Annotated in this window: 17 protein-coding genes; 7 read left to right on the forward strand and 10 right to left on the reverse strand. The window is 71.6% G+C overall.

What is annotated here, in order from left to right:
• Positions 1 to 51 precede the first annotated feature (51 nt).
• Positions 52 to 840 carry an alpha/beta hydrolase gene (locus O7623_RS01360; RefSeq protein WP_282226739.1) on the forward strand — a complete coding sequence of 263 codons (789 nt, stop codon included), beginning with the start codon at positions 52 to 54 and terminating at the stop codon, positions 838 to 840.
• 187 nt (positions 841 to 1,027) lie between these two features.
• Here the strand turns inward: O7623_RS01360 and O7623_RS01365 are convergent, their stop codons facing one another.
• Positions 1,028 to 2,215, reverse strand: a complete 1,188-nt coding sequence (locus O7623_RS01365) for a beta-1,3-glucanase family protein (RefSeq protein ID WP_282226740.1) — start codon at positions 2,213 to 2,215, stop codon at positions 1,028 to 1,030.
• Positions 2,216 to 2,399: 184 nt separating this feature from the next.
• Between O7623_RS01365 and O7623_RS01370 the strand changes: the two genes are divergently transcribed.
• Positions 2,400 to 4,055, forward strand: a complete 1,656-nt coding sequence (locus tag O7623_RS01370; protein WP_282226741.1) for a glycosyltransferase — start codon at positions 2,400 to 2,402, stop codon at positions 4,053 to 4,055.
• A 19-nt stretch (positions 4,056 to 4,074) separates the two neighbouring features.
• On the opposite strand, the gene O7623_RS01375 is transcribed toward O7623_RS01370, so the two are convergent.
• The 7 genes from O7623_RS01375 to tkt all read right to left on the reverse strand — a co-directional run bounded on the left by O7623_RS01375 (position 4,075) and on the right by tkt (position 13,701).
• Complete coding sequence (locus tag O7623_RS01375) at positions 4,075 to 5,136, reverse strand: glycosyltransferase family 2 protein (RefSeq protein ID WP_282226742.1); 1,062 nt, start codon at positions 5,134 to 5,136, stop codon at positions 4,075 to 4,077.
• A 217-nt stretch (positions 5,137 to 5,353) separates the two neighbouring features.
• Positions 5,354 to 6,160: a 6-phosphogluconolactonase gene (gene pgl / locus O7623_RS01380; RefSeq protein ID WP_282226743.1), complete on the reverse strand. Its 807-nt coding sequence runs from the start codon at positions 6,158 to 6,160 to the stop codon at positions 5,354 to 5,356.
• Entirely contained in the window at positions 6,157 to 7,185 is a 1,029-nt protein-coding gene (locus O7623_RS01385; protein WP_282226744.1) for a glucose-6-phosphate dehydrogenase assembly protein OpcA, read from the reverse strand. The genes pgl and O7623_RS01385 overlap by 4 nt, the downstream gene beginning before the upstream one ends.
• On the reverse strand, positions 7,182 to 8,696 hold the full coding sequence (gene zwf, locus O7623_RS01390; protein WP_282226745.1) for a glucose-6-phosphate dehydrogenase: 1,515 nt from the start codon (positions 8,694 to 8,696) through the stop codon (positions 7,182 to 7,184). Before zwf ends, O7623_RS01385 begins: the two co-directional genes overlap by 4 nt.
• Before the next feature lie 33 nt (positions 8,697 to 8,729).
• Entirely contained in the window at positions 8,730 to 10,379 is a 1,650-nt protein-coding gene (locus O7623_RS01395; RefSeq protein ID WP_282226746.1) for a glucose-6-phosphate isomerase, read from the reverse strand.
• A complete protein-coding gene (gene tal, locus O7623_RS01400; RefSeq protein WP_282226747.1) occupies positions 10,376 to 11,554 on the reverse strand; it encodes a transaldolase in 1,179 nt (392 codons plus the stop codon). Before tal ends, O7623_RS01395 begins: the two co-directional genes overlap by 4 nt.
• A gap of 11 nt (positions 11,555 to 11,565) precedes the next feature.
• A complete protein-coding gene (gene tkt / locus O7623_RS01405) occupies positions 11,566 to 13,701 on the reverse strand; it encodes a transketolase (RefSeq protein WP_282226748.1) in 2,136 nt (711 codons plus the stop codon).
• Positions 13,702 to 14,117: 416 nt separating this feature from the next.
• On the opposite strand from tkt, the gene O7623_RS01410 reads away from it, so the two are divergent.
• Together O7623_RS01410 and O7623_RS01415 are read left to right on the forward strand one after the other, a co-directional pair.
• The gene (locus O7623_RS01410; RefSeq protein WP_282229691.1) at positions 14,118 to 15,050 is read left to right on the forward strand and encodes a heme o synthase; all 933 of its coding nucleotides are present in this window, start codon (positions 14,118 to 14,120) and stop codon (positions 15,048 to 15,050) included.
• Positions 15,051 to 15,253: 203 nt separating this feature from the next.
• On the forward strand, positions 15,254 to 15,586 hold the full coding sequence (locus O7623_RS01415) for a hypothetical protein (RefSeq protein ID WP_282226749.1): 333 nt from the start codon (positions 15,254 to 15,256) through the stop codon (positions 15,584 to 15,586).
• Positions 15,587 to 15,749: 163 nt separating this feature from the next.
• On the opposite strand, the gene O7623_RS01420 is transcribed toward O7623_RS01415, so the two are convergent.
• Together O7623_RS01420 and O7623_RS01425 are read right to left on the reverse strand one after the other, a co-directional pair.
• Positions 15,750 to 17,258, reverse strand: a complete 1,509-nt coding sequence (locus O7623_RS01420; RefSeq protein WP_282226750.1) for an APC family permease — start codon at positions 17,256 to 17,258, stop codon at positions 15,750 to 15,752.
• 404 nt (positions 17,259 to 17,662) lie between these two features.
• Positions 17,663 to 18,631, reverse strand: coding sequence for a COX15/CtaA family protein (locus tag O7623_RS01425; protein ID WP_282226751.1), 969 nt, complete (start codon positions 18,629 to 18,631; stop codon positions 17,663 to 17,665).
• Positions 18,632 to 18,861: 230 nt separating this feature from the next.
• Here O7623_RS01425 and O7623_RS01430 point away from each other — a divergent pair, with 230 nt between their 5' ends.
• The 3 genes from O7623_RS01430 (at position 18,862) to sufD (ending at position 22,417) form a co-directional block, all read left to right on the forward strand.
• On the forward strand, positions 18,862 to 19,650 hold the full coding sequence (locus tag O7623_RS01430; RefSeq protein WP_282229692.1) for an ArsR family transcriptional regulator: 789 nt from the start codon (positions 18,862 to 18,864) through the stop codon (positions 19,648 to 19,650).
• Positions 19,647 to 21,077 (forward strand): Fe-S cluster assembly protein SufB, encoded by a 1,431-nt coding sequence (gene sufB / locus O7623_RS01435; protein WP_282226752.1) that lies wholly within the window; start codon positions 19,647 to 19,649, stop codon positions 21,075 to 21,077. Before O7623_RS01430 ends, sufB begins: the two co-directional genes overlap by 4 nt.
• A 92-nt stretch (positions 21,078 to 21,169) precedes the next feature.
• Positions 21,170 to 22,417, forward strand: a complete 1,248-nt coding sequence (gene sufD, locus O7623_RS01440) for a Fe-S cluster assembly protein SufD (RefSeq protein ID WP_282226753.1) — start codon at positions 21,170 to 21,172, stop codon at positions 22,415 to 22,417.
• Positions 22,418 to 22,421: the final 4 nt, after the last annotated feature.

Raw genomic sequence — 22,421 nt, forward strand, 5'->3', positions numbered from 1 at the left:
TCCATACAGAGCTGTGAAGGCAGAAAGTTCCCGTCGCTGTACGGTTTCCACGTGCGTGCGCCGGTGAACGTGACGATCTGGGATGGTCCGGCTGCAGCGGCACCCGCGATTCTGATCCACGGCACGCTCAACTGGGCGGCGTCGGCGTTCGAGCGGCAACGGCCGTTGGCCCGACACCGGCGGGTGCTGCTGCCGGACCGACGGGGCTACGGCGACAGCCCGGACCTCGACGATAATCAGGTGACCAGCGACTACGCCGTCGACGCGCAGGACGTCGTCGCTTTGATGAACGGCGGCGTCGATCTGGTCGGCCACTCGTACGGCGGCACGGTGGCGATGATCGCCGCAGCGGCGCGGCCCGACCTGGTCCGGTCGTTGACGCTCATCGAGCCGTGTGCCCACCGGATCGCCTCGGAGGATCCGTCAGTCGCCGCAGTGGTCCAGGACGCGCGCGAGTTCATGGCTGATGCCCGCAGGCGGTCCGCGCGGCGGTATCTGGACCTGGTCTACCCGGCTGGGCAGCCGCGTCCGGAGCCGGCGGATTGGCTGGAGCGGGCGGCCCGGACCGCCCTGAACGAACGTCCGTGCTGGCTGGCGGACCTGGCCACCCAGTCGCTGGCGGATGCCGGGTTCGCGAAACTGGTGATCGTCGGCGACTGGGGTACGGTCTCCGGCGGCTACCGGCCCGGCATGGCGCAGGTGATGGAGAAGGTGGCGGCGACGGTTGCTGACCGGATCGGAGCTCGCCTCGTCCGGGTCTGCGGTGCCGCGCACGAGCCCCACCGCGAGCAGCCCGACGCCGTCAACAAGGTGCTCGAACAGCTGTGGTCAACCGGATGAGGCGGTAGTCCGCTCCATCTGCCGGTGACCGATCGGATGCGCGTGAGCTGACATGCCGTCGGCGTGTCGTGTCGATGGCACGTAGTGGATCACGGCTGGGCCGGCCGTCGACCCGTCGAAGGCGTCGGCTCGGGCGGGTGCGCCGGTGGCGTGCCGGCGCACCCATACCGGGGTGGGGAGGGCCCGGTCAGAACGGGCTGAGTATGACTCCGGCGGAGCGGGGGTCGCCGTCGTGGACGAGGGACTCGAACGCGCCGACGTCGTCGAAGGCGAACGCGTACGCCTTTCCGTCACGCATGTTGGCGTGGATGATCCGGGCGTACTGGTTGGTCGGGGTGTTGCGGTAGAACTCGGCGGCGTTGGTGCTGGGCTGGGTGTGGATGGTGCCGAGGGTGCCCCGGTTCAGTGCGGCGCACAGCGTGCGGGAGATCGGCCCGACCACCTGGTCGTTGGGGGCGGGCAGGTCGCCGTCGCAGCCCCACACGCTTGCCGACGAGGGTCGGTTGAACGAGGCGACGACCTGGCCGGCGCTGTTGGTGAAGGTCATCACCCGGCCCGAGGTCCGGCCGAAGTAGCGGATGTCGGGGCGGTCGCCGAACGGTACGACGGTCAGTGTCCGGCTGGTGTACGCGTTCCACGCCGAGGTGATGTAGGAGTCCAGGTAGGTGGGGCTGAACAGGCCGGCGCCGGCGGCTTTGCCGGGTGCGAGCACCCGCAGCACGGTGCCGTCGCCCCGGGTCTGCACGGTGTTGGCCCAGCCGGACTGGGCGCGGACGCCGTTGATGATCGCGTTGCGGCCGCCCGCGACGACGTCGCCGGTGCGTTTGGTGACGCCGTTGGCACCGGTCACGGTGACCGCGTGCGGCACCGCGAACATGTCCACCTGGGAGCTGTTGAGCCACAGGCCGGCGTCGTTGTAGGTGAACTCGCTCCAGTCGAACAGGATGTCGCGGTTGGGGTCGCCGCCGGCCCAGGGGGCGGGCTGGACCAGGCCGGTCGGGGTGAGGAAGAACTTCAGTTTCTCCCCGAACGAGAAGTAGACCCGGCCGGAGAAACCGCGCGGGAAGCGGATCGTCGCGCTGGCACCGTTGGCCGGTCCGGCGATCGAGGCGTCCGGGGCGGGCGACGGTGGGATCTGCCCACCGGACCAGGGGATGAACGTGCCGGCCTGGTTGACGTACCCGAGGCGGCCGGAGGAGAGCTGTACGCCGATCACGTACAGGTGGACGGACCCGGCCCGGCCGGTGCTGTTGGTGACGGTGACCGGTAGCAGCGCCGGTCCGACTGCCTGGGCGGGGGTGGCGGCGACGAGGCCGGTCGGGACGGCGGTGAGCAGGGCGGCTGCGACGGCCACCAGCTTTCTTCGGACAACCATGAGGGGCTCCTCTGGTCAGAGGTCGGACGGGGTCGAACGGGGTCGGACGAGTGAGAGAGCGCTCTCCGAGAAGAGTCTTACTGTTAACACTGTTTGTCAATAGATGTACGGCGATGTGGCGACCTGGGTGTCGACGCTGCTATCCGGTCGGGGAGGGTGCACCGAACCCTGCTAGTTTCTGCCCGTGAGCCAGGCAGACGGACCACCCACCGTTCCGCGCGTCGTCCGTAACGACTGGTCGTCGGTCTCGGCGCCCGAGCTGGCGGGCTGGCGGCCGACGCTGCCCGTGAGCGTCGTCATTCCGGCCTTCAACTGTCAGCCGACCCTCGATCTGACGCTGGCGTCGCTGAGTCGGCAGACGTACCCGGCCGACCTGCTCGAGGTCGTCGTGGCCGACGACGGCTCCGATCCACCGTTGACCCTGCCCCCGATCCGGCCGGCGCGGACGAGGATCGTCCGGGTCGGTGCCGACGGCGTGGCCGGCTGGGGGCGGGCCGCCGCGCTGCGCTGCGGCGTCGCGCACAGCTCCGGTGAGATCCTGCACTGGCTGGACGCCGACATGATCGTCTTCCCGGAGCACGTGGCGGCTCAGGTCCGCTGGCAGCACGTGCTGCCGTACGCGGTCACCCTCGGCTACAAGCGCTTCGTCGAGCCCGACGGCGACGGGCGGTGGCCGTCGGCGGAGACGGTCGCCGCGACGCTGGACCGGGGCGCGGCGGCGGAGCTGTTCGGTGACCGGGCCAGCGAGCCGCACAGCTACGTCGAGCGCTACATCAACCAGACCGACCAGCTCCGCATCGCCGACCACCACGTCTTCAAGATCCACGTCGGGGCGACCGCCGCGCTGCGCCGCGACCTGTACGAGCAGGCCGGCGGCTTCGACGCCGACCTGCGCCTCGGCGAGGACACCGAGTTCGGCTACCGCCTCGCCCAGGCGGGTGCGGTGTTCGTGCCGGAGCCGGCCGCGCGCAGCTGGCATCTCGGGCGTACCCATGTCATGCGGGCCCGCCAGGAGGTCGCCCGCTGGAACCGCCCGTTCTTCGCCGACCGGGTCCCGTACCCCCGCACCTGGCGCAAGGTGGGCGGGACGTCCTGGTCCGTGCCGCTCGCCGAGGTGGTCATGGCCGTCGGTGACGAGCCGCTGGAGCGGGTACGGGCGGCCGTCGACTCGGTGCTGCGCGGCACCGAACACGACATCCGGATCACCCTCGTCGGCCCGTGGGACCGGCTCGACGACGCGCGGATGCGGGTCCTCACCGACCCGTCGCGCGACCTACGGCTGATCGCCGCGACGTATCGGGGTGAACCACGGGTCCGACTGGCGACCGAGCCGCCCACCAACGTCTTTCCCACCCCGTACCTGCTCGACCTGCCGGCCACGCACGGCCTGGCACCGGAGGCGCTGCGGCGGCTGATCGACGTCGCCGACCGCTACCAGGCCGGCGTGGTCCGGGTCGATCCCGACCACCCCGATGCGGAAGGGAAGGTAGGCGTACAGCTGTGGCGGACCGCCGCGCTCGGCCGGGCCCGGTGGGTGCGCTCCGCCGACGAGCCGCTGTTCGACGCGGTCACCTCGGTGTACGGGCACCGGGACGTGACCGCCGAGGCGGTCGGTGTCGCCGACCTGACCCGGTTCGACGCGGCCGACCTGGCGGGCGGCATGCCCCGGCTCACCGGGCGGGGCCGGGCACCCGCCCTGGTGCCGACGACGGTCGAGGTGGCGGGCGTACGGTCGTTGGCCAGGGCCACCGTGGTGGTGGCGTGGATGGCGGGGCGGCGGGTACGGGCGACGCTGCGGGTGCCCGACCGGCCGACCCGTGGTGGCACCCGGGGCCGCTGAGAAGGGCTGGACCGGTCGACTACGACTGCAGGGTGTCGGCGTCGGCTGGCTGCTGCTGCGTGGTGAGCGGTCGCGCCGGCTGCGCGGTGATCGGGTCCGCCGGCTGCGCGGGCTGCGGCTGCGCGGCGAGCGGCTGCGCGGGCGGCCGGTGACCGCGTTTGAGCACCATGTCCCGCAGGGTACGGCGCAGGTCCGGCGGAATCAGCCAGATCTGCGCGAACGTGAGGTAGTCCAGCATGCCCGGCCGGCCATGCTGCCGCGCTTCGCGCAGCAGCGTGGTGAAGACCTTGCCGCTGCGGGTCGGTGCCGCCATCGAGCTGATCACGCTCATCGTGAGCGCCGCGTACGCCCGGGGTGTCATCAGCGGGCGGCTGCGCCGCAGCCACTCGAGCTGCGCCTGCCACGGTGAATGCAGGCTGATCCGGGGCCGGTTCTCGTCCTGGTGCCAGATGACCAGTGCCTCGTCGGCGAAGACGAGTGCGACGTCGTCGTGGCTCAGCGCCCGCAACGACCAGTCGAGCTCCTGCATCCGGGGCACCGCCGGATCGAACGGCACCCGGCGGAACAGGTCGGTCGGGGCCATGATCGTCGACGTCTGGATGAACCCGTCACCGTGGAACAGCCCCCGCCGGACGGTGAAGTACTCACTGAGCGGCTCGTCCGGTGCGGGTAGCCGCCGGGGGATGACGAACTCGGCCCGGGGGGTCCGGTTGATCAGCCGGCTCGCGACGATCGGCAGCGGCGCGGACGCCGTACGCGCGACGTCGAGTTGGGCGGCGAGCTTGCCGGGCAGCCACTCGTCGTCGTCGTCGAGCAACGCCACCCAGGGCGCGTGCGCGTGCTGGACGCCGACGTTGCGCGCCGCCGGCGCGCCGCCACGCTCCGGCAGGCCGACCACCCGGATCCGGGCGTCGGCGATCGCGTCGAGGGCGACCACGGTCGCCTCGTCGGGCCCGTCGACCACCACGATCACTTCGATGTCCTCGACACTTTGCGCCAGCGCACTGCGCACGGCACGGGTGACGAGATCCGGACGGCCGTGCGTGGGGACGACCACGCTGACGGTTGGCGTGTTGAGCATGCGTCGACCTGCCAAGGTTGCGGTTGAGCAGCTACGGGCGATTGCGCGGGGCTGTCCTGTCGAACGGAACCTGGCCCGGGTCAGTCATGGGCGATGTTCGCGGCCGTGTACGACCATTGGGTGAAGCCCAGACAGGCAGCAGGCGTACAGATCGGGAATCACACCCGGTCTGTACGCCTGCGTCGTGCTCTGCGCTGCGGAACCCGTCCGCTAGCTGTCAGCCGGCCGGCTCCGGCGCTGATCCGTCCCCGGCCGCCTCGTTCCCCGCCGCGTCGACCTCGGCGGCAGCCGCCTGGTCGAGCAGCCACCAGGTACGCCGCACGCCGCGTACCCCGGACGCCGGCACCGCGACGGGGTCGGCGCCGCCGTACGCCTTGGCGACCGCCGTCGCCTTGTCCGCGCCGGCCGCGACCAGCCACACCTCGTCGGCGGTGTTGATCGTCGGCAGGGTCAACGTGATCCGGGTCGGCGGCGGCTTCGGGCTGTTGCGGACCGCCGCCACCGGTCGGGTCTCGCCGGTGACCGGATGGTCGGGGAAGACCGAGGCCACGTGCCCGTCCTCGCCGACGCCGAGCATCAGCACGTCGAAGCGGGGCAGCGGGGCCGTACCCGGGCCGGCGGCGACCCGGTCGAGCACGGCGGCGTACCGGGCGGCGGCGGCCTCCGGATCGTCACCGTCGGGGCCGTCCGACGCCGGCATCGCGTGCACCCGCTGCGGGTCCAGCGGCAGTACGTCGAGCAGCGCATCGCGGGCCTGGGTCTCGTTGCGGTCCGGGTCGCCGGCCGGCAGGAACCGTTCGTCGCCCCACCAGAGGTCCACCCGGGACCAGTCGACCGCGTGCCGGGCCGGCAGTTCGCCGACGGCGCGCAGCACGGCCGCCGCGACCCGCCCGCCGGTGAGCACCACCGACGCCTCACTCCGGTCGGCCTGGGCGTCGATCAGCGCGACGACGAGCCGGGACGCCACCGCGCTGGCCAGCACGGTGGCGTCCGGGTGGACCACGAGACGGGAGCCGCCGCTCACGAGCCGCTCCGCGCCGGTTCGGCCGCGACATCCGCCGACGGTGCGCCGGCCGCCGGCTCCGTGACCTTCGCCGGGTCCTTCCAGATGTGCACCCGCTTGGCGGGCCGGGCTGGCAGATCCGCCAATCCGGCGAGGGTGCCCAGCGCCTCCGAGTAGACCTGGTCGGCGTCGAGCCGGCGCAGCTCCTCGGCGAGTTCCTCACCCAACGGCCGGCGCACCAGCGGCATGTGCCGCTCCGGCTGGCCGGTGCGGGTGAACAGCGCCGAACTGTCCTCGCGGACGATGCTCAGTCCGTCGCCGTTGGCGCAGCGCAGCTCCACCGAACGCATCCGGGGATGCGCGGTGGTCTCCTCCCAGCGGGGGGTGATGCCGAGCCGGGCGGCCAGCCAGCTGATCATCAGCGCGGCGGTCGGGTCGGCCCGGGGCGCGGTCACCGTGGCGCCGGTGATCTGCGCCTCGGTGGTGTCGAACGCCCCGGCGACCAGGGTGCGCCACGGGGTGATCCGGGTCCAGGCCAGGTCGGTGTCACCCGGTGCGTAGTCGACCGCCCGCTGCAGCAGCGCCTGCACCGGGTTCGGGGCCTGCGCCGAGTCGGTGATCCGCCGGTCGGCGACCACCCCGAGGTAGTCGTTGGCGATCTGCTCCGGCGGCTCACCGTGCCACCAGGTGACCACCGGTACGTCCGGCACCAGCAGCGGCATCACCACCGACTCGGCGTGCAGCGCCAGCCGGCCGGAGGTCCGCATGACGACTGCCTCGCAGGGGCCGAGCCGGCCGCCGACGACCACTTCGGCGTCGAGCCGGCTGCGTTTGCGGTCGATGTCGGCGCGGACCACCACGAGCAGCCGGCACGGGTGGGCGGCGGCGGCGATGGTGGCCGCCGCCTCCGCCTCGCGTACCCGCTTCTCGTCGACCACGACGATCAGGGTCAGGGCCATCCCGCTGGCCACGCCGCCGGCGCTGCGCCGCTCGGCGGCCAGGGCCTTGACCACCTCGTTGCCGGTGGTGTCCCACAGGCTGATCATGCTCTCCTCCAGGACCGGCCCTCGCGGGCCAGCATCTCGTCGGCGGCCCGTGGGCCCCACTCGCCGGCCCGGTACTGCTCCGGCCGGGTGCCCTGCCAGGCTTCTTCGAGGGGGTCGATGACCCGCCAGCTCTGCTCCACCTCGGCCGCGTCCGGGAAGAGCGTGCGGTCACCGATCAGCACGTCGAGCACCAACCGCTCGTACGCCTCCGGGCTGGCCTCGGTGAACGCCTCGCCGTACTGGAAGTCCATGGCGATGTCGCGGACCTCCATGGTGGTGCCCGGCACCTTGGCGCCGAACTTGAGCACCACGCCTTCGTCCGGCTGCACCCGGATGACCAGCTGGTTGCTGCTGAGCATCTCCACGTCGGTGCGGTTGAACGGCAGGTGCGGTGCCGTCTTGAACATCACCGCCACCTCGGTGACCCGTCGGGGCAACCGCTTTCCGGCACGCAGGTAGAACGGCACCCCCGCCCACCGGCGGTTCTGGATGCCCAGCCGCATCGCCACGTACGTCTCGGTGGTCGAGTCGGCCGGCACGTTCGGCTCCTCCAGGTAGCCGACCGCCCGCTGACCGGCCACCCAGCCGCGCAGGTACTGCCCCCGGACGGTGCCGGCCGCCACGTCGTCGGGCAGGCTGATCGCCCGCAGCACCTTCAGCTTCTCGGCCCGGATCTCGGCGGCGTCGAAGCTGGTCGGCTCCTCCATGGTGACCAGGGCGAGCAGTTGCAGCAGGTGGTTCTGCACCACGTCGCGGGCAGCGCCGGTGGCGTCGTAGAACCCGGCGCGGCTGCCGATGCCGACGTCCTCGGCCATGGTGATCTGCACCGAGTCGACGTACTTGGAGTTCCACAGCGGCTCGAACAGGTTGTTGGCGAACCGCAACGCCATGATGTTCTGGACGGTCTCCTTGCCCAGGTAGTGGTCGATGCGGAACACGTCGTCGCGGGTGAAGACGTCGTCGACCAGGTCGTTGAGCGCCTTCGCCGACGGCAGGTCGTAGCCGAACGGCTTCTCCACCACCACCCGCCGCCAGCCGCCGCACCGCTCGTTGTCGGCCATGCCGGTACGCGCCAACTGCTTGAGCACCTGCGGGAACGCCGACGGCGGGATGGAGAAGTAGAACGCCGCGTTGCCGTGGATGCCGTGCGAGTGGCGCAACCCGTCCAGACAGTCCGACAGCTTGTCGAACGCGGCGTCGTCGTCGAACGAGCCGCCGACGAACTTGATGTTGCCGGCCAGCCGGGACCAGACCTCCTCGCGCCAGGGGGTACGCGCGTACTCCTTGGCCGAGTCGTGGGCCAACGACTCGAAGTCGCCGTCGGTCCAGTCCCGCCGGGCGAAACCGAGCACCACGAAACCGGGTGGCAGCAGCCCCCGGTTGGCCAGGTCGTAGATGCCGGGGAGCAGTTTCTTGCGGGCCAGATCACCGGTGACGCCGAAGATCACCAGAGCGCAGGGCTCCGGGATGCGCGGCAGCCGCCGGTCCTGCGGGTCGCGCAGGGGGTTCACGTCGCCTCCTCAGTCCGTTCTCCGGACCAATTGTCAGCCGGGCAGGTTTCGAATCGTGTCCAGGAGTTGGGCGACGCCGGCGGCCCGATCGGTCAGGTGCAGCCGCAACAGCGGACGGTCCCGGCCGGCCAGGGCCTGGCGGTCACCGGCGGCCTGCGCCGCCTGCAACTCACCGAAGCTGTACGGCCGACCCGGCACCGGCAGGTCGTCGGTGACCGCGCCGGTGATCTGCAGGAACGCGCCGACCTGCGGCCCGCCCTTGTGGTACTGCCCGGTGGAGTGCAGGAACCGTGGCCCCCAACCGAAGGTGACCGGCCGGCCGCTGGCGGCGGCCAGCAGCGGGCGCACCCCGGCGGCGTCGGCATCGCCGAACCGGTCCAGGTAGGCCATCACCGCGAGGTAGCCGTCGGTGCCGGTGCCGTCGAGCAACCAGCGCAGCGCACCGGCCAACTCGCCCGGTACGCCGTCGGGTCCGTACACCTCGATCGCACCCTCGACGAACGACGGTGCCTCGGTCGGCGGGCCGGCCGACAGGATCCGGTTGGTGTTCTCCTTGGACTCGGTCACGTTGGGCTGGTTGAACGGGTCGATGCCGAGGACCCGGCCGGCGATCGCGGTGGCGTACTCCCAGACCAGGAACTGCGCGCCGAGCGGACCGTTGACCGCGAGGTCGGGCCGGACCCCGCCGCCGGGCACCCCGCCCGGCTGGCCCGACCCGCCGTAGGTGACGGTCAGCACGTCGGGGCCGGTGGCACCGGGGGAGTCCGGGGCCTCGACGACCACCGGCAGGATGCCCACGCCGTCCTTGCCGGTCGACTCGGCGACCAGCTGCTCGATCCAGTCACCGAGCCCCTCGATGCCGCTGCCGTCGGAGATCAGCGCGATCTTGTCCCGGCCGGTGGTGGCCGCCGCGCCCAGGGCGGCGCCGAGCGCCAGCCCCGGGTTGTCGCGGTCGCCGCCGAGCGCGGCGGACAGCTCCTGCGCCTGGTCGAGCAGTTCGACCACGTCGACGCCGGCCAGCGCCGACGGGACCAGGCCGAACGCGGTCAGCGCCGAGTAGCGCCCGCCGACCTCCGGGTCGGCGAGCACGACGAACGCGCCCATCTCCTCGGCGACGGTGGCCAGCGGCGAGCCGGGGTCGGTGACGATCACGAACCGCCGGCCTGCCTCGGCCTCGCTCAGGCCGGCGTCGAGGAACGCCTGCCAGTACGCCCGGCGGTGGCTGTCGGTCTCCACCGTGCCGCCGGACTTGCTGGCGACCACCACGACCGTACGGTCCAGCCGGTCGCCGAGCGCCGCCCGGACCTGGTGCGGGTCGGTGGTGTCCAGCACGGTCACCGGCTTGCCCATGGTGCAGGAGATCACCTCGGGGGCCAGCGACGAGCCACCCATCCCGGCGAGCACCACGTGGTCCAGGTCGCCCAGCTCGGCCCGCAGCTCGGCGAGCTGCGGCAGCAGGTCGCGGCTGCGGGTGAAGGTGTCCAGCCAGCCGAGCCGGATCTTCGCCTCGGCTTCGGCGTCCGGACCCCACAGGCTGGAGTCCTTGCCGACCAGCGAGGCCGGTACGCCGTCGGCGACCAGCGCCCCCCGGGTGGACGAGGCCGCCGAGGCGTCGACCGCCTCGGCGCCGTACACGCTCAGCCCGGCGGCGGCCTCCACCCCGCCGTCGAAGAAGTCGCTCATGCGTTGCCCCCGGCCCGCTTGGCGGCGGCGGCGTTGTCCTTCGCCGCCGCGTTGGGCTCGCCGGCGCCGGCCGCCGCCGCGTCCAGCGACGAGCGCACCCCGTCGAGCAGCTCCTGCCAGCTCGCCTCGAACTTCTGCACGCCCTCGGACTCCAGGGTCTTGACCACGTCGTCGAGGTCGACGCCGACGGCGGTCAGGTCGTCGAGGACCTGCCGGGCCGCCGGGTAGGAGCCGGTGACCGTGTCACCGCGGGTCTCGCCGTGGTCGGCGTAGGCGTGTACCACCGACTCGGGCATCGTGTTGACCGTGCCGGGGGCGATCAGCTCCTCGACGTAGATCACGTCCCGGTAGGCCGGGTTCTTCGTGGAGGTGGAGGCCCACAGCGGGCGCTGCGGGTGGGCGCCGGCGTCGGCCAGGGCCTGCCAGCGCGGCGAGGAGAAGATCTCGGCGTACCGCTCGTAGGCCAGCTGGGCGTTGGCGATGGCGGCCTTGCCCTTGAGTGCCTTGGCCTGCTCGCTGCCGATCTTGTCGAGCCGCTTGTCGACCTCGGTGTCGACCCGGGAGATGAAGAACGACGCGACCGAGCCGATGGTGGTCAGGTCGTGGCCGTTGGCCTTGGCCTGCTCCAGCCCGTCGAGGAATGCCTCCATCACCGCGACGTAGCGGTCCAGCGAGAAGATCAGCGTGACGTTGACGCTGATCCCCTCGGCCAGGGTGGCGGTGATCGCCGGCAGCCCGGCCTCGGTCGCCGGGATCTTGATGAACAGGTTCGGCCGGTCGACCAGCCACCACAGCGCCTTGGCCTCGGCGACGGTCTCGGCGGTGCGGTACGCCAGCCGGGGGTCGACCTCGATCGACACCCGGCCGTCGACGCCGCCGCTGGTCTCGTACGCCGGCCGCATCACGTCGCAGCCCCACCGGACGTCGTAGGTGGTGAGCATCCGCACCGCCTCGTCGACGCTGACGCCCCGGGCGGCCAGGTCACGCAGCTGCCAGTTGTACTCGTCGGCGTTGGCCAGGGCGGCGGCGAAGATGGTCGGGTTGGTGGTCACGCCGGCGACGTGCTTCTCGCGGCGCAACTGGTCCAGGTTGCCGGTGCTGAGCCGTTGCCGGGACAGGTCGTCGAGCCAGACCGCCACGCCTGCGGCGGTGAGCTCAGCCAATCGGTCCGTCATCTGGAGCCTCCTCAGTTTCCGGTGGTGGTGCCGGTGATGGCGCCGACCCGGGTCAGCGACGCGTGCGCCGCCGCGACCACGGAGTCGGGCGTGAAGCCGAACTGCTCGAACAGCACCTGATACGGAGCACTGGCCCCGTAGTGTTCAATGCTGACCGATTCGCCACAGTCGCCGAGCAGCCCACGCCAGGACATGTCGATGCCGGCCTCGACACTGACCCGGGCCTTGACCCCGCGCGGCAGCACCGATTCGCGGTACGCCTCGTCCTGCTCGGCGAACCACTCCTGGCAGGGCATCGACACGACCCGGGTGGGAGTCCCCTCGGCTTCGAGCCGCTCGCGGGCGGTGAGCAGCAGCTGGACCTCCGACCCGCTGCCCATCAGGATCACCGCCGGCTGGGCGTTGCTGGCCTCGGCCAGCACGTAGCCGCCCTTGCGGACCCCTTCGGCCGAGGCGTAGACGTCCCGGTCGATCACCGGTACCGCCTGACGGGTCAGCGCCAGCGCGGTCGGCCGGTCGGTGTGCTCCAGCGCGACCCGCCACGCCCAGGCGGTCTCGTTGGCGTCGGCCGGGCGGACCACGTCCAGGCCGGGGATGGCGCGCAACGCGGACAGGTGCTCGATCGGCTGGTGGGTGGGGCCGTCCTCGCCGAGACCGATCGAGTCGTGCGTCCAGACGTAGATCACCGGCAGCTTCATCAGCGCGGCCAGTCGCACCGCCGGGCGCATGTAGTCACTGAACACCAGGAAGGTGCCGCCGTACGGACGGGTGCCGCCGTGCAGCGCGATGCCGTTGAGGATCGCCCCCATGGCGTGCTCGCGGATGCCGAAGTGCAGGGTGCGGCCGTACTCGTGGCCGGGGAACTCCTTGGTGGCGTACTCGGCCGGGACGAAGGACGGCTCGCCCTTCATCGTGGTGTTGTTGCTCTCGGCCAGGTCGGCCGAGCCGCCCCACAGCTCGGGCAGCTCGGCGGCGAGCGCGCTCAGCACCTTGCCGGAAGCGGCCCGGGTGGCGACGCCCTTGGGGTCCGCCGGCCAGTCCGGCAGCGCGTCGGCCCAGCCGTCCGGCAGGGTACGGGTGGCGAGCCGGTCGTGCAGCGCCTTGCGCTCGGGGTTGGCCTGCGCCCAGGCGTCGTACTTCGCGGTCCACGCGGTGTGTGCCTGCCGGCCCCGGTCGAGGACCTCGCGGATGTGGGCGAGCACCTTGTCGTCGACGGCGAAGTGCTGGGCCGGGTCGAAGCCGAGGATCTCCTTGGTGGCGGCGACCTCCTCGGCACCGAGCGCCGAGCCGTGGATCTTGCCGGTGTTGCGCTTCTTCGGTGCCGGCCAGCCGATGATGGTCCGCAGCGCGATGAACGACGGGCGGTCGGTCTCGGCACGGGCGGCGGTCAACGCGGCGTACAGCGCCTCGACGTCCTCGTGGTACTCGCCGTCACCGGCGGTGCCGGCCCGCCAGTCGACGGTCTGCACGTGCCAGCCGTACGCGGCGTAGCGCGCGGCGACGTCCTCGCTGAGCGCGATGCGGGTGTCGTCCTCGATGGAGATCTGGTTGTCGTCGTAGATGACGGTCAGGTTGCCGAGCTTCTGGTGCCCGGCCAGCGCGCTCGCCTCGTGGGTGATGCCTTCCTCGATGTCACCGTCGGAGGCGATGACCCAGATGTTGTGGTCGAAGACCGACTCACCGGGCGCGGCGTCCGGGTCGAGCAGGCCGCGCTCGCGGCGGGCCGCCATCGCCATGCCGACGCCGTTGGCCAGACCCTGGCCGAGCGGGCCGGTGGTGGTCTCGACGCCACGGGTGTGGCCGTGCTCCGGGTGCCCCGGGGTCAGCGACCCCCACTGCCGCAACGCCTTGAGGTCGTCCAGGCTCAGCCCGTAACCGGAGAAGTAGAGCTGGATGTACAGGGTCAGGCTGGAGTGTCCGGCGGAGAGCACGAAACGGTCCCGGCCAGCCCAGTCCGGGTCACTCGGGTCGTGTCGCATCACCCGGTTGAACAGCAGGTACGCCGCAGGGGCGAGGCTCATCGCGGTGCCGGGGTGGCCGTTGCCGGATTTCTCCACGGCGTCGGCGGCCAGCACGCGGGCGGTGTCGACCGCGCGGCGGTCGAGGTCGGACCAGTTCAGGGGGGCATCGTTCGGTGTTGCAGCCACGGTGGGTGTGCTCCTCGTCCAGCAGGTAGGCGGAACCCTCGTCACGACCCTATCGAGCAGGGTTGAACGCGCGCCCGCCGATCTCGACAACCGGATGGTCACCGAGGGTCGACGACCGGCGGTGGAACCTCCGGTCGACTGCCGGGGGGTACGTGTCGTGCCCGGTAGAACGGCTGCCCGATGTGACGACGGGCACCGGTCATGGGTCGGCCGGGCTGGGAAAATACCTGCGCGTAGGCTGTCGGACGTGCGCCGGCCGGTTGGTCGGGCGCCAGTTGGAAGGTCACCCGCGCCGACGCCGGAAGGTGCAGCCCGTGAGCATGGTCACCGAGCGCCCCGCCTACGATCGGGCGCGGGGCGCGTCCACCACCAGCGCCGAACTGGACCGGGTGCGTGGGGTCCAGCCGGTAGCCGGGGTGGACGCGGCGACCGGGCTGGACGCGGCGGTCGACGGTACGGTGCCCGTCACGGGCAGCCGGGACCTGTTGGCGGTGGTCCGGGCGTACGTCTCGCTGACCAAGCCGCGGATCGTCGAACTGCTGCTGGTCACGACCGTGCCGACGATGATGATCGCCGCCGGTGGCATGCCGCCGCTGTGGCTCGTCGCGGTGGTGCTGATCGGCGGCGCACTGGCCGCCGGCGCGGCGAACGCGCTGAACTGCTTCATCGACCGTGACATCGACCAGCTGATGCGGCGGACCAAGCGTCGGCCGTTGCCGACGCACGTGGTGACCCCGCGGCACGCGCTGGCGTTCGGGCTGACCCTCGCCGTGGTGTCGGTGACGCTGATGGCGGTCTTCACCAACTGGCTCGCGGCGGGCCTGACGTTGGCCGCGATCGTCTACTACGACCTGGTCTACACGCTGTGGCTCAAGCGCAGCACGCCGCAGAACACCTTCTGGGGCGGCGCCTGCGGGGCGGCGCCGGTGCTGATCGGCTGGGCCGCGGTCACCGGCGGGTTGTCCCCGGTGGCGTGGGGACTGTTCGCCGTGGTCTTCTTCTGGCAACTGCCGCATTTCTACGCGTTGGCCATCAAATACAAGGCGGACTACGCCCGGGCCGGCATCCCGATGCTGCCGGTGGTCGCCTCGGCCCGGCGGGTCAACGTCGAGATCATCCTGTTCACCTGGTTGACGGTGGCCTCGTCGTTGGTGATCTGGCCGCTGGGCATGTCGCTGCTCTACGCGGTGCCGGCGGCCGTGGTCGGCGCGATCTTCCTGCTGGAGGCGCACCGGTTGCACCGGCGCTCGGTGCGGGGTGAGCCGCTGCGGCCGATGCGGCTGTTCCACTGGTCGACCACGTACCTGACGGTGCTGTTCGTCGCGGTGGCGCTGGACGCGCTGGTCTGACCGAGCCTTCGTTCAGGTCGGCTCGACGACGCTCTCAAGACCTTTGTCGCTTTTCATCCTCTTTGCTGTTCGTGGTTTGTCCTGTTTGATGGAATAAATCACCATCAACTGCCAGTGCGAGTTTCTAAACGTACGGGTAATTGGAGTCACAAAAAGCCGACATCCGATCGGCGAAACCCGTTCGCTCTGCTTACGCTTCGGCTATGGCAGATGGTTCCGATACGACGCTGGCGACCGAGTCCGTCCCGACGGACGCGCCCTCCGGCCTGGTCGCCGGCATCCGCTCCTTCGCCGCCGGCCACGGTGGTGCGAAGGCGGTCATCGAGTACGTCGGCAAGCGCGGCGCACGGATCGTCCTGGTAGGTGGGGACGGCGAGTGGGGTGACCACTTCGCCGACGGCACCGACGTGGCCCGTGCCGCCTGCCTCAAGGCGGGGGTCGAGGTGGAGAACGAGTGGGAGCGGGAGCTGATGGACCAGATGCGCCCGAGCAACGACCTGTGGCGGTCGATGGCCAAGCGCAGCCTCGCCCGCTGACCGCCGCCGAGGGCTGATCGACCCGTACGTACCGTCCTGCACAACGACCGACGACCGGGAGCGTGACTGGCGAGCACCCGCCGGACGCGACCGGAGAATGACGAGAAGAGTGCGGCCCGGGCCATCGGCCCGGGCCGCACTCGTGTCCGCTCTGCCGGCGACGCTAGACGCTCGTCGGCAGCCGGGCCGGCGGCAGCGGCACCGGGACGGCTGTGGTGGCGCTGTCGGCACCCCAGCCGATCGCCTGGAACGCCTGTGGCCGGTGGGCCCGCAGCCACATCGCCCACCCGGTGCCGGCCAGCGCCGCCAGGGCGTACCCGGCAGGAAACCACCACCGCAGCGGCGACGTGTCCGGGATGCCGAGCAGGTCACCGAAGCTCGTGACCGTACCGATCAGGATCAGCCCCAGGGCCACGGTGGCCGTGCCCGGGGCCCACCAGCGCCGCCAGGCCGACTCGCCGCGCGGGTGGCCGAGGAAGTAGCCGATGACCGCCACCGAGGTAGCGGTCATCAGGATCAGCACCCCCAACCCACCGGTGACGGTCAACCAGAAGAACAGGTGGGTGATCGGGTCGAGGCCGGCGAGCGGGTAGGCGACGATCACCACGAGGGCCAGCCCGCTCTGGGTGAGTGAGCCCAGCTTGGGGGCGCCGGTACGGTGGTTCGTCCGGCCGAGGGCGGCCGGCAGCACCCGCTCGCGGCCGAGCGCGAACAGGTACCGGGCGACGGTGTTGTGGAACGCGAGCAGGGCGGCGAACAGACTGGTCAGGAAGAGCAGCCGACCGGCGTCGACGACGGTCTGCCCGACGTGTGGGCCCACCAGGACGAACATCAGCTCGGTGCCGTGCCGGCGAGCCTGGTCGACGACCTCGTCCGCGCCGGCGGCGACCGACATGGCCCACGCCGAGCCGGCGTAGCAGGCACCGGTGATCGCCACCGCCAGGTACGTCGCCCGGGCCACCGTCCGGCGCGGGTCACGGGTCTCCTCGGCGAAGACGGTGCTCGCCTCGATGCCGACGAAGCCGGCGATCCCGCCGACCAGCATCGCCGCCACCCCGGGCGTGAGCAACTGCCCGGGGTCGAGGGTCCGGGCGTCGACGACGCCGTCAGCGGGATGACCGAGCATCACCAGGCCGTACCCGACGATGACGGCGAGCTCGGCCAGCAGCAGGCCGGCCAGCAGCCGGCCGTTGAGGTCGACCCGGGCCAGACCCAGCGCGGCGATGAGCAGCCAACCGGCGAGGGCGCCGGCCCACCACGGCACGGTGGCGCCCGCGACGGCCGCCACCTCGGCGGCGACCACGCCGAACGCGCCGTACAGGCCGATCTGCATCGCGTTGTAGGCGACCAGCGCGACGAACGCCGCCGCGATGCCGGGGACGCGGCCGAGTCCGTGCGCGACGTAGCTGTACATCGCGCCGGCGTTGACGACGTGGCGGCTCATCGCCACGTAGCCCACCGCGAAGATGGCCATGACCACCGCTATGAGCAGGTACGCCATTGGTACCGCCGTGGTGCCGGTGACCGCGAAGCCGGTGCTGGCGCCGCCAGCGACCACGGTCAGCGGCGCGGCGGCGGCGAGAACGAAGAAGAGCACCTGGGGTACTCCGAGCCGGGACCGGGCCAACGTGGCGGCGACGGTGCCCGGTCGACGGGAACGTAATTGGGACACGCGGGAACTCCGAGGGAGGATCGGCGTCGGGGAGGGCGCGCGGAAGGCGGAGGTTGCTCCGTGGCTCGCCGCGCGAGCAGAGCGGGCGGACCGGCGGGCGCGGATCGTCCCGCGGTCCGGCCACCCTCGCGCGAACCAGGGGCGCGGCAGCCACGGCACGGGGGAACCTCGGCTGCCGCACCCGGATCGTCGTGCCGGCGGCGATGCTCCGGCACCTGCGTAGCCTTACCGGTACGTTCCGCTATGAGGAGAGGTCAGCGGTATTCAGCCGTCTTCAGACCGGTCGGTCCCGGCGGCGTGGTGGCCGGGTCACGGTCGTGTGGTGGTGTGGTGGCCGGGTCACGGTCGTGTGGTGGTGTGGTGGCCGGGTCACGGTGGTGTGGTGTGGTGGCGTGGTGGCCGGGTCACGGTCGCGCGGCGGCCAAGGGGCGGGCGTCGTGGTCGGTGGCCGCAGCAGCTTCCGGCGTCGCCTCTGCGGCCTCTGCCGCCCGCCCGCGGGTCGACCAGAGTGCCGCCAGGGTGGCCAGCCAAACCAGGCAGGCACCGAGCATGTGGGCGCTGACCAGCGCCACCGGCAGGTTGGTGAGGTACTGCACCACGCCGATCAGGCCCTGGGCCAGCTCGACGACGAGGAGGACCGTCGCCGCGCGTACCGCCGGGCGTCCGGCGCCGACCGCGCGCAGCGCGAACCACCAGGCGATCGAGAGCCCGATCAGCAGCGCCACCGAGTCGGCGTGCAGCTGGGACATGGCCTGCGGGTCCAGCCCGGTGCGCCCGGCGTCGGCGTCGCCGGCGTGCGGACCGCTACCGGTCACCACGGTACCGAGCACCAGCACCGCGAAGCTCACCGTGACGATCACGAAGGCGAGGTGACGCAGCGGCCGGGGCACGGTGTCGGCGTCGGTGCGGCCGTCGTCGCGGGCCCGTCGCCAGAGGGTGTACGCCACCGCCAGCGCCACCATCGACAACATGAAGTGCAGTGCGACGACCCACGGGTTGAGCTGCACCCGGACGCTGATCCCGCCGATCACGCCCTGCAGGATCACCAGGCCCAGTACGCCGAGCGCCGGCCCACGCAGGTCCGCCCGCCGGGGCCGGGCCGTCAACACCGCGAACAGGGTGGCGAGCGCGATCAGACCGACCAGGATGCCGAGCACCCGGTTGCCGAACTCGATGACGCCGAGGATGCCCATCTCGGGGGTGGTGACGTACGAGTCCTCGGTGCAGCGGGGCCAGGTCGGGCAGCCGAGCCCGGATCCGGTGAGTCGCACCCCGCCGCCGGTCACCACGATCGCCACGTTGGCGATCAGCGAGGCGAGGCTGAGCCTGCGTACCAGGGCGGGTGAGGCGAACTGCCGGCGGGAGTCGGTCACGGTACGCAATCGTACGCATGTGGCCGACGCCACAGCGGCGCGGTGCGCGGCCGGACGACGGGCGCGGGTGGGTGCCGGTGCCGCCCTCGTCGCCTGCGGTGCGCGCCCGCCCGGGTACGGCCCGCCGGCATCGGCCGTCCGGGCACTTCCGGCGGCGGTGCGGTGGATCACCGGCAGCCTGTTTGCGGGTGCCCCCGGAAATACGTAACGTTGGCGTAGTGAAAAACAGGGTGGGTCTGCCGGTGGGCGGGTCGACGACCGGTGCGGTCGTCGCCGGCCCGGACGGGCGTACCCGTGACCGGCTGGTCACCCTGTTGCTGGAGCGAGGTGCGGCCACCGCCGCGCAGCTCGGTGCGGAGCTGGGCCTGAGCCCGGCGGCGATCCGCCGGCACCTGGACGCCATGCTCGCCGACGGCGACGTGGTGGCCCGCGACGCGCCGGCCCGCAGTGACCGTCGTCGGGGCCGCCCGGCGAAGGTCTTCCGGCTGACCGACACCGCGCGCTCCCGTCACGGGCGCTACCGCTACGACAGCATGGCCGCCGCGGCGCTGCGCTGGATCGCCGGCCACGGCGGCGACGCCGCCGTGGAGGAGTTCGCCGCCGCCCAGGTGGCAGGCCTGGAGGCCCGCTGCCGGGCGGCCATCGACCAGGCGGGTGACGATCCGCTGGCCCGCGCCGAGGCACTCGCCGAGGCGCTCAGCGCGGAGGGCTACGCTGCCAACGCGTCCACGATCGCGTCCGGGGGGCAGTTGTGCCAGCACCACTGCCCCGTGGCGCATGTGGCGGCCGAGTTTCCCCAGCTGTGCGAGGCCGAGACCGCGGTGATCTCGCGTCTGATCGGCACCCACGTGCAGCGCCTGGCCACCATTGCCCACGGTGACGGAGTGTGCACCACGCACATTCCGGACCCACGCCGGGCGGAGGCCACCTCGACCGGTGTCGCCGCGACCTTGCGGCACGCACCCGACCGTTCCACACCGACCAACCACGTCACCAGCACTGTGAGGACAGATAGATGACCGAGCAGACCGTCGCGCCCATCTCCCAGGAGGAGCACCTCGCGGCCCTCGGCCGGTACGAGTACGGCTGGGCCGACCGCGACGTGGCCGGTGCCGCCGCCACGCGAGGGCTCAACGAGGCGGTCGTGCGCGACATCTCCGCCAAGAAGAGCGAGCCGCAGTGGATGCTCGACCTGCGGCTCAAGGGTCTGCGGCTGTTCGGCCGCAAGCCGATGCCGGCCTGGGGTGCCGACCTGACCGGGATCGACTTCGACAACATCAAGTACTTCGTGCGCTCCACCGAGAAGCAGGCCACCAGCTGGGAGGAACTGCCGGAGGAGATCAAGAACACCTACGACAAGCTGGGCATCCCGGAGGCCGAGAAGCAGCGGCTGATCGCCGGCGTCGCCGCCCAGTACGAGTCGGAGGTGGTCTACCACAAGATCCGGGAGGACCTGGAGGAGCAGGGGGTCGTCTTCCTCGACACCGACACCGCTCTCAAGGAGCACGAGGACCTCTTCAAGGAGTACTTCGGCACCGTCATCCCGGTCGGTGACAACAAGTTCGCCGCGCTGAACACCTCGGTCTGGTCCGGCGGATCGTTCATCTACGTGCCGAAGGGCGTGCACGTCGAGATCCCGCTGCAGGCCTACTTCCGGATCAACACCGAGAACATGGGCCAGTTCGAGCGGACCCTGATCATCGTCGACGAAGGTGCCTACGTGCACTACGTCGAGGGCTGCACCGCACCGATCTACTCCTCCGACTCGCTGCACTCCGCCGTGGTCGAGATCATCGTGAAGAAGAACGCCCGCTGCCGCTACACGACCATCCAGAACTGGTCCAACAACGTCTACAACCTGGTCACCAAGCGGGCCGTCTGCCACGAAGGCGCGACCATGGAGTGGATCGACGGCAACATCGGTTCCAAGGTCACCATGAAGTACCCGGCGGTCTACATGACCGGCGCGCACGCCAAGGGCGAGGTGCTCTCGGTGGCGATGGCCGGCGAGGGGCAGCACCAGGACGCCGGCGCGAAGATGGTGCACGCGGCCCCGCACACCTCCTCGACGATCGTCTCCAAGTCGATCGCCCGGGGCGGCGGGCGCACCTCCTACCGTGGCCTGGTCCAGGTCCTGGAGGGTTCGCAGCACAGCCGGTCCACGGTCAAGTGCGACGCCCTGCTGGTCGACGCGATCTCCCGGTCGGACACCTACCCGTACGTCGACATCCGCGAGGACGACGTGGCCATGGGGCACGAGGCGACCGTCTCCAAGGTCAGTGAGGACCAGCTGTTCTACCTGATGAGCCGGGGCCTGAGCGAGGACGAGGCGATGGCCATGATCGTGCGTGGCTTCATCGAGCCGATCGCCAAGGAACTCCCCATGGAGTACGCCCTGGAGCTCAACCGCCTCATCGAGCTGCAGATGGAGGGCGCGGTCGGCTGACCCGACCCTGCCCGTACCCGTCGCCTGTGCGCACCGGCCGTTGACAAGCCGGTGTGCACCGGCCGTCGAGAAACCGCCGAGAACAGGAAGAGATGACTATTCAGGCCTCCGCGCCGCCGAAGACCAAGTCCCAGGCGCTGCGCTCACACGACGTCGCCGACTTCCCGGCCATCACCGGCCTGGAGGAGGAGTGGCGGTTCACCCCGCTCAAGCGGTTGCGCGGGCTCGCCACCGGGACCCCGGCGGCCACCGGGTCGGTCACCCACCGGTACGCCGACCTGCCCGCCGGCGTGACGGCGCGCCGCGTCGACCGCTCCGATCCCCGCATCGGCAGCGTGCTGACCCCGTTCGACCGGATCAGCGCGCTCGCCTACGGGCTCGCCGCCGACGCACTGCTGGTCGAAGTGGCCCCCGAGGCCACCCCGGCGCAGGCCGCGGTGGTCCGGGTCAGCGGTGACGGCACGGACGCGATCGCGTACGGCCACACCCTGGTCGACGTCGGCCGGTTCGCCGAGGCGACGCTGGTCCTCGAGCAGGTCGGTGCGACCACGTTGGCCGACAACGTCGAGGTGATCGTCGGTGACGGTGCCGCGCTGACCCTGGTCACCGTCGCGGACTGGGCGTCCGACGCGGTGCAGGCGCAGCACGTGAAGTTCCGGATCGGCCGCGACGCCCGGGTCGTCCACGTGCAGGTGACCCTCGGTGGGGACCTGGTCCGGCAGTTCACCAGCGTCGAGTACACCGCCCGGGGCGGCGACGCCGAACTGTTCGGCCTCTACTTCGCCGACGCCGGCCAGCACCTGGAGCACCGGCAGCTGGTGGACCACACGGTGCCCGACTGCCGCAGCAACGTCGGCTACCGGGGGGCGCTGCAGGGCGCCAGCGCGCACACCGTCTGGGTCGGCGACGTGCTGATCCGCGCCGAGGCGACCGGCACCGACACGTACGAGATCAACCGGAACCTGCTGCTGACCGATGGCGCCCGCGCCGACTCGGTGCCCAACCTGGAGATCGAGACCGGCGAGGTGGCCGGGGCCGGGCACGCCAGCGCCACCGGCCGGTTCGACGACGAGCAGCTGTTCTACCTGATGGCCCGGGGCATCCCGGAGGCCGAGGCCCGCAAGCTGGTGGTCCGGGGCTTCTTCGCCGAGCTGGTGAACAAGATCCCGGTCGCCGAGCTGCGGGATCGGCTCGGCGACGCCATCGAGCAGCGACTCGTGCGCGCCGAAGCGGTCGCCGAGGCCGGCGCCGAGACCACCGGCGCCCCGGCTGTGACCGGTGCCGGTGTGACGCCGACCGTACCGGGCCAGCCCGGAGTGGTCGCCGAGGAGATCCGCTGACCAT

It is taken from the genome of Solwaraspora sp. WMMD791 (assembly GCF_029581195.1).
Taxonomy (GTDB): domain Bacteria; phylum Actinomycetota; class Actinomycetes; order Mycobacteriales; family Micromonosporaceae; genus Micromonospora_E.

Coding starts and splice junctions, on each gene's coding strand:
- O7623_RS01375 (WP_282226742.1), bottom strand. CDS start 5,136: ATGCTCAACACGCCAACCGTCAGCGTGGTCGTCCCCACGCACGGCCGT.
- O7623_RS01415 (WP_282226749.1), top strand. CDS start 15,254: ATGGCAGATGGTTCCGATACGACGCTGGCGACCGAGTCCGTCCCGACG.
- O7623_RS01395 (WP_282226746.1), bottom strand. CDS start 10,379: ATGAGCGACTTCTTCGACGGCGGGGTGGAGGCCGCCGCCGGGCTGAGC.
- O7623_RS01365 (WP_282226740.1), bottom strand. CDS start 2,215: ATGGTTGTCCGAAGAAAGCTGGTGGCCGTCGCAGCCGCCCTGCTCACC.
- sufD (WP_282226753.1), top strand. CDS start 21,170: ATGACTATTCAGGCCTCCGCGCCGCCGAAGACCAAGTCCCAGGCGCTG.
- tal (WP_282226747.1), bottom strand. CDS start 11,554: ATGACGGACCGATTGGCTGAGCTCACCGCCGCAGGCGTGGCGGTCTGG.
- sufB (WP_282226752.1), top strand. CDS start 19,647: ATGACCGAGCAGACCGTCGCGCCCATCTCCCAGGAGGAGCACCTCGCG.
- O7623_RS01385 (WP_282226744.1), bottom strand. CDS start 7,185: ATGATCAGCCTGTGGGACACCACCGGCAACGAGGTGGTCAAGGCCCTG.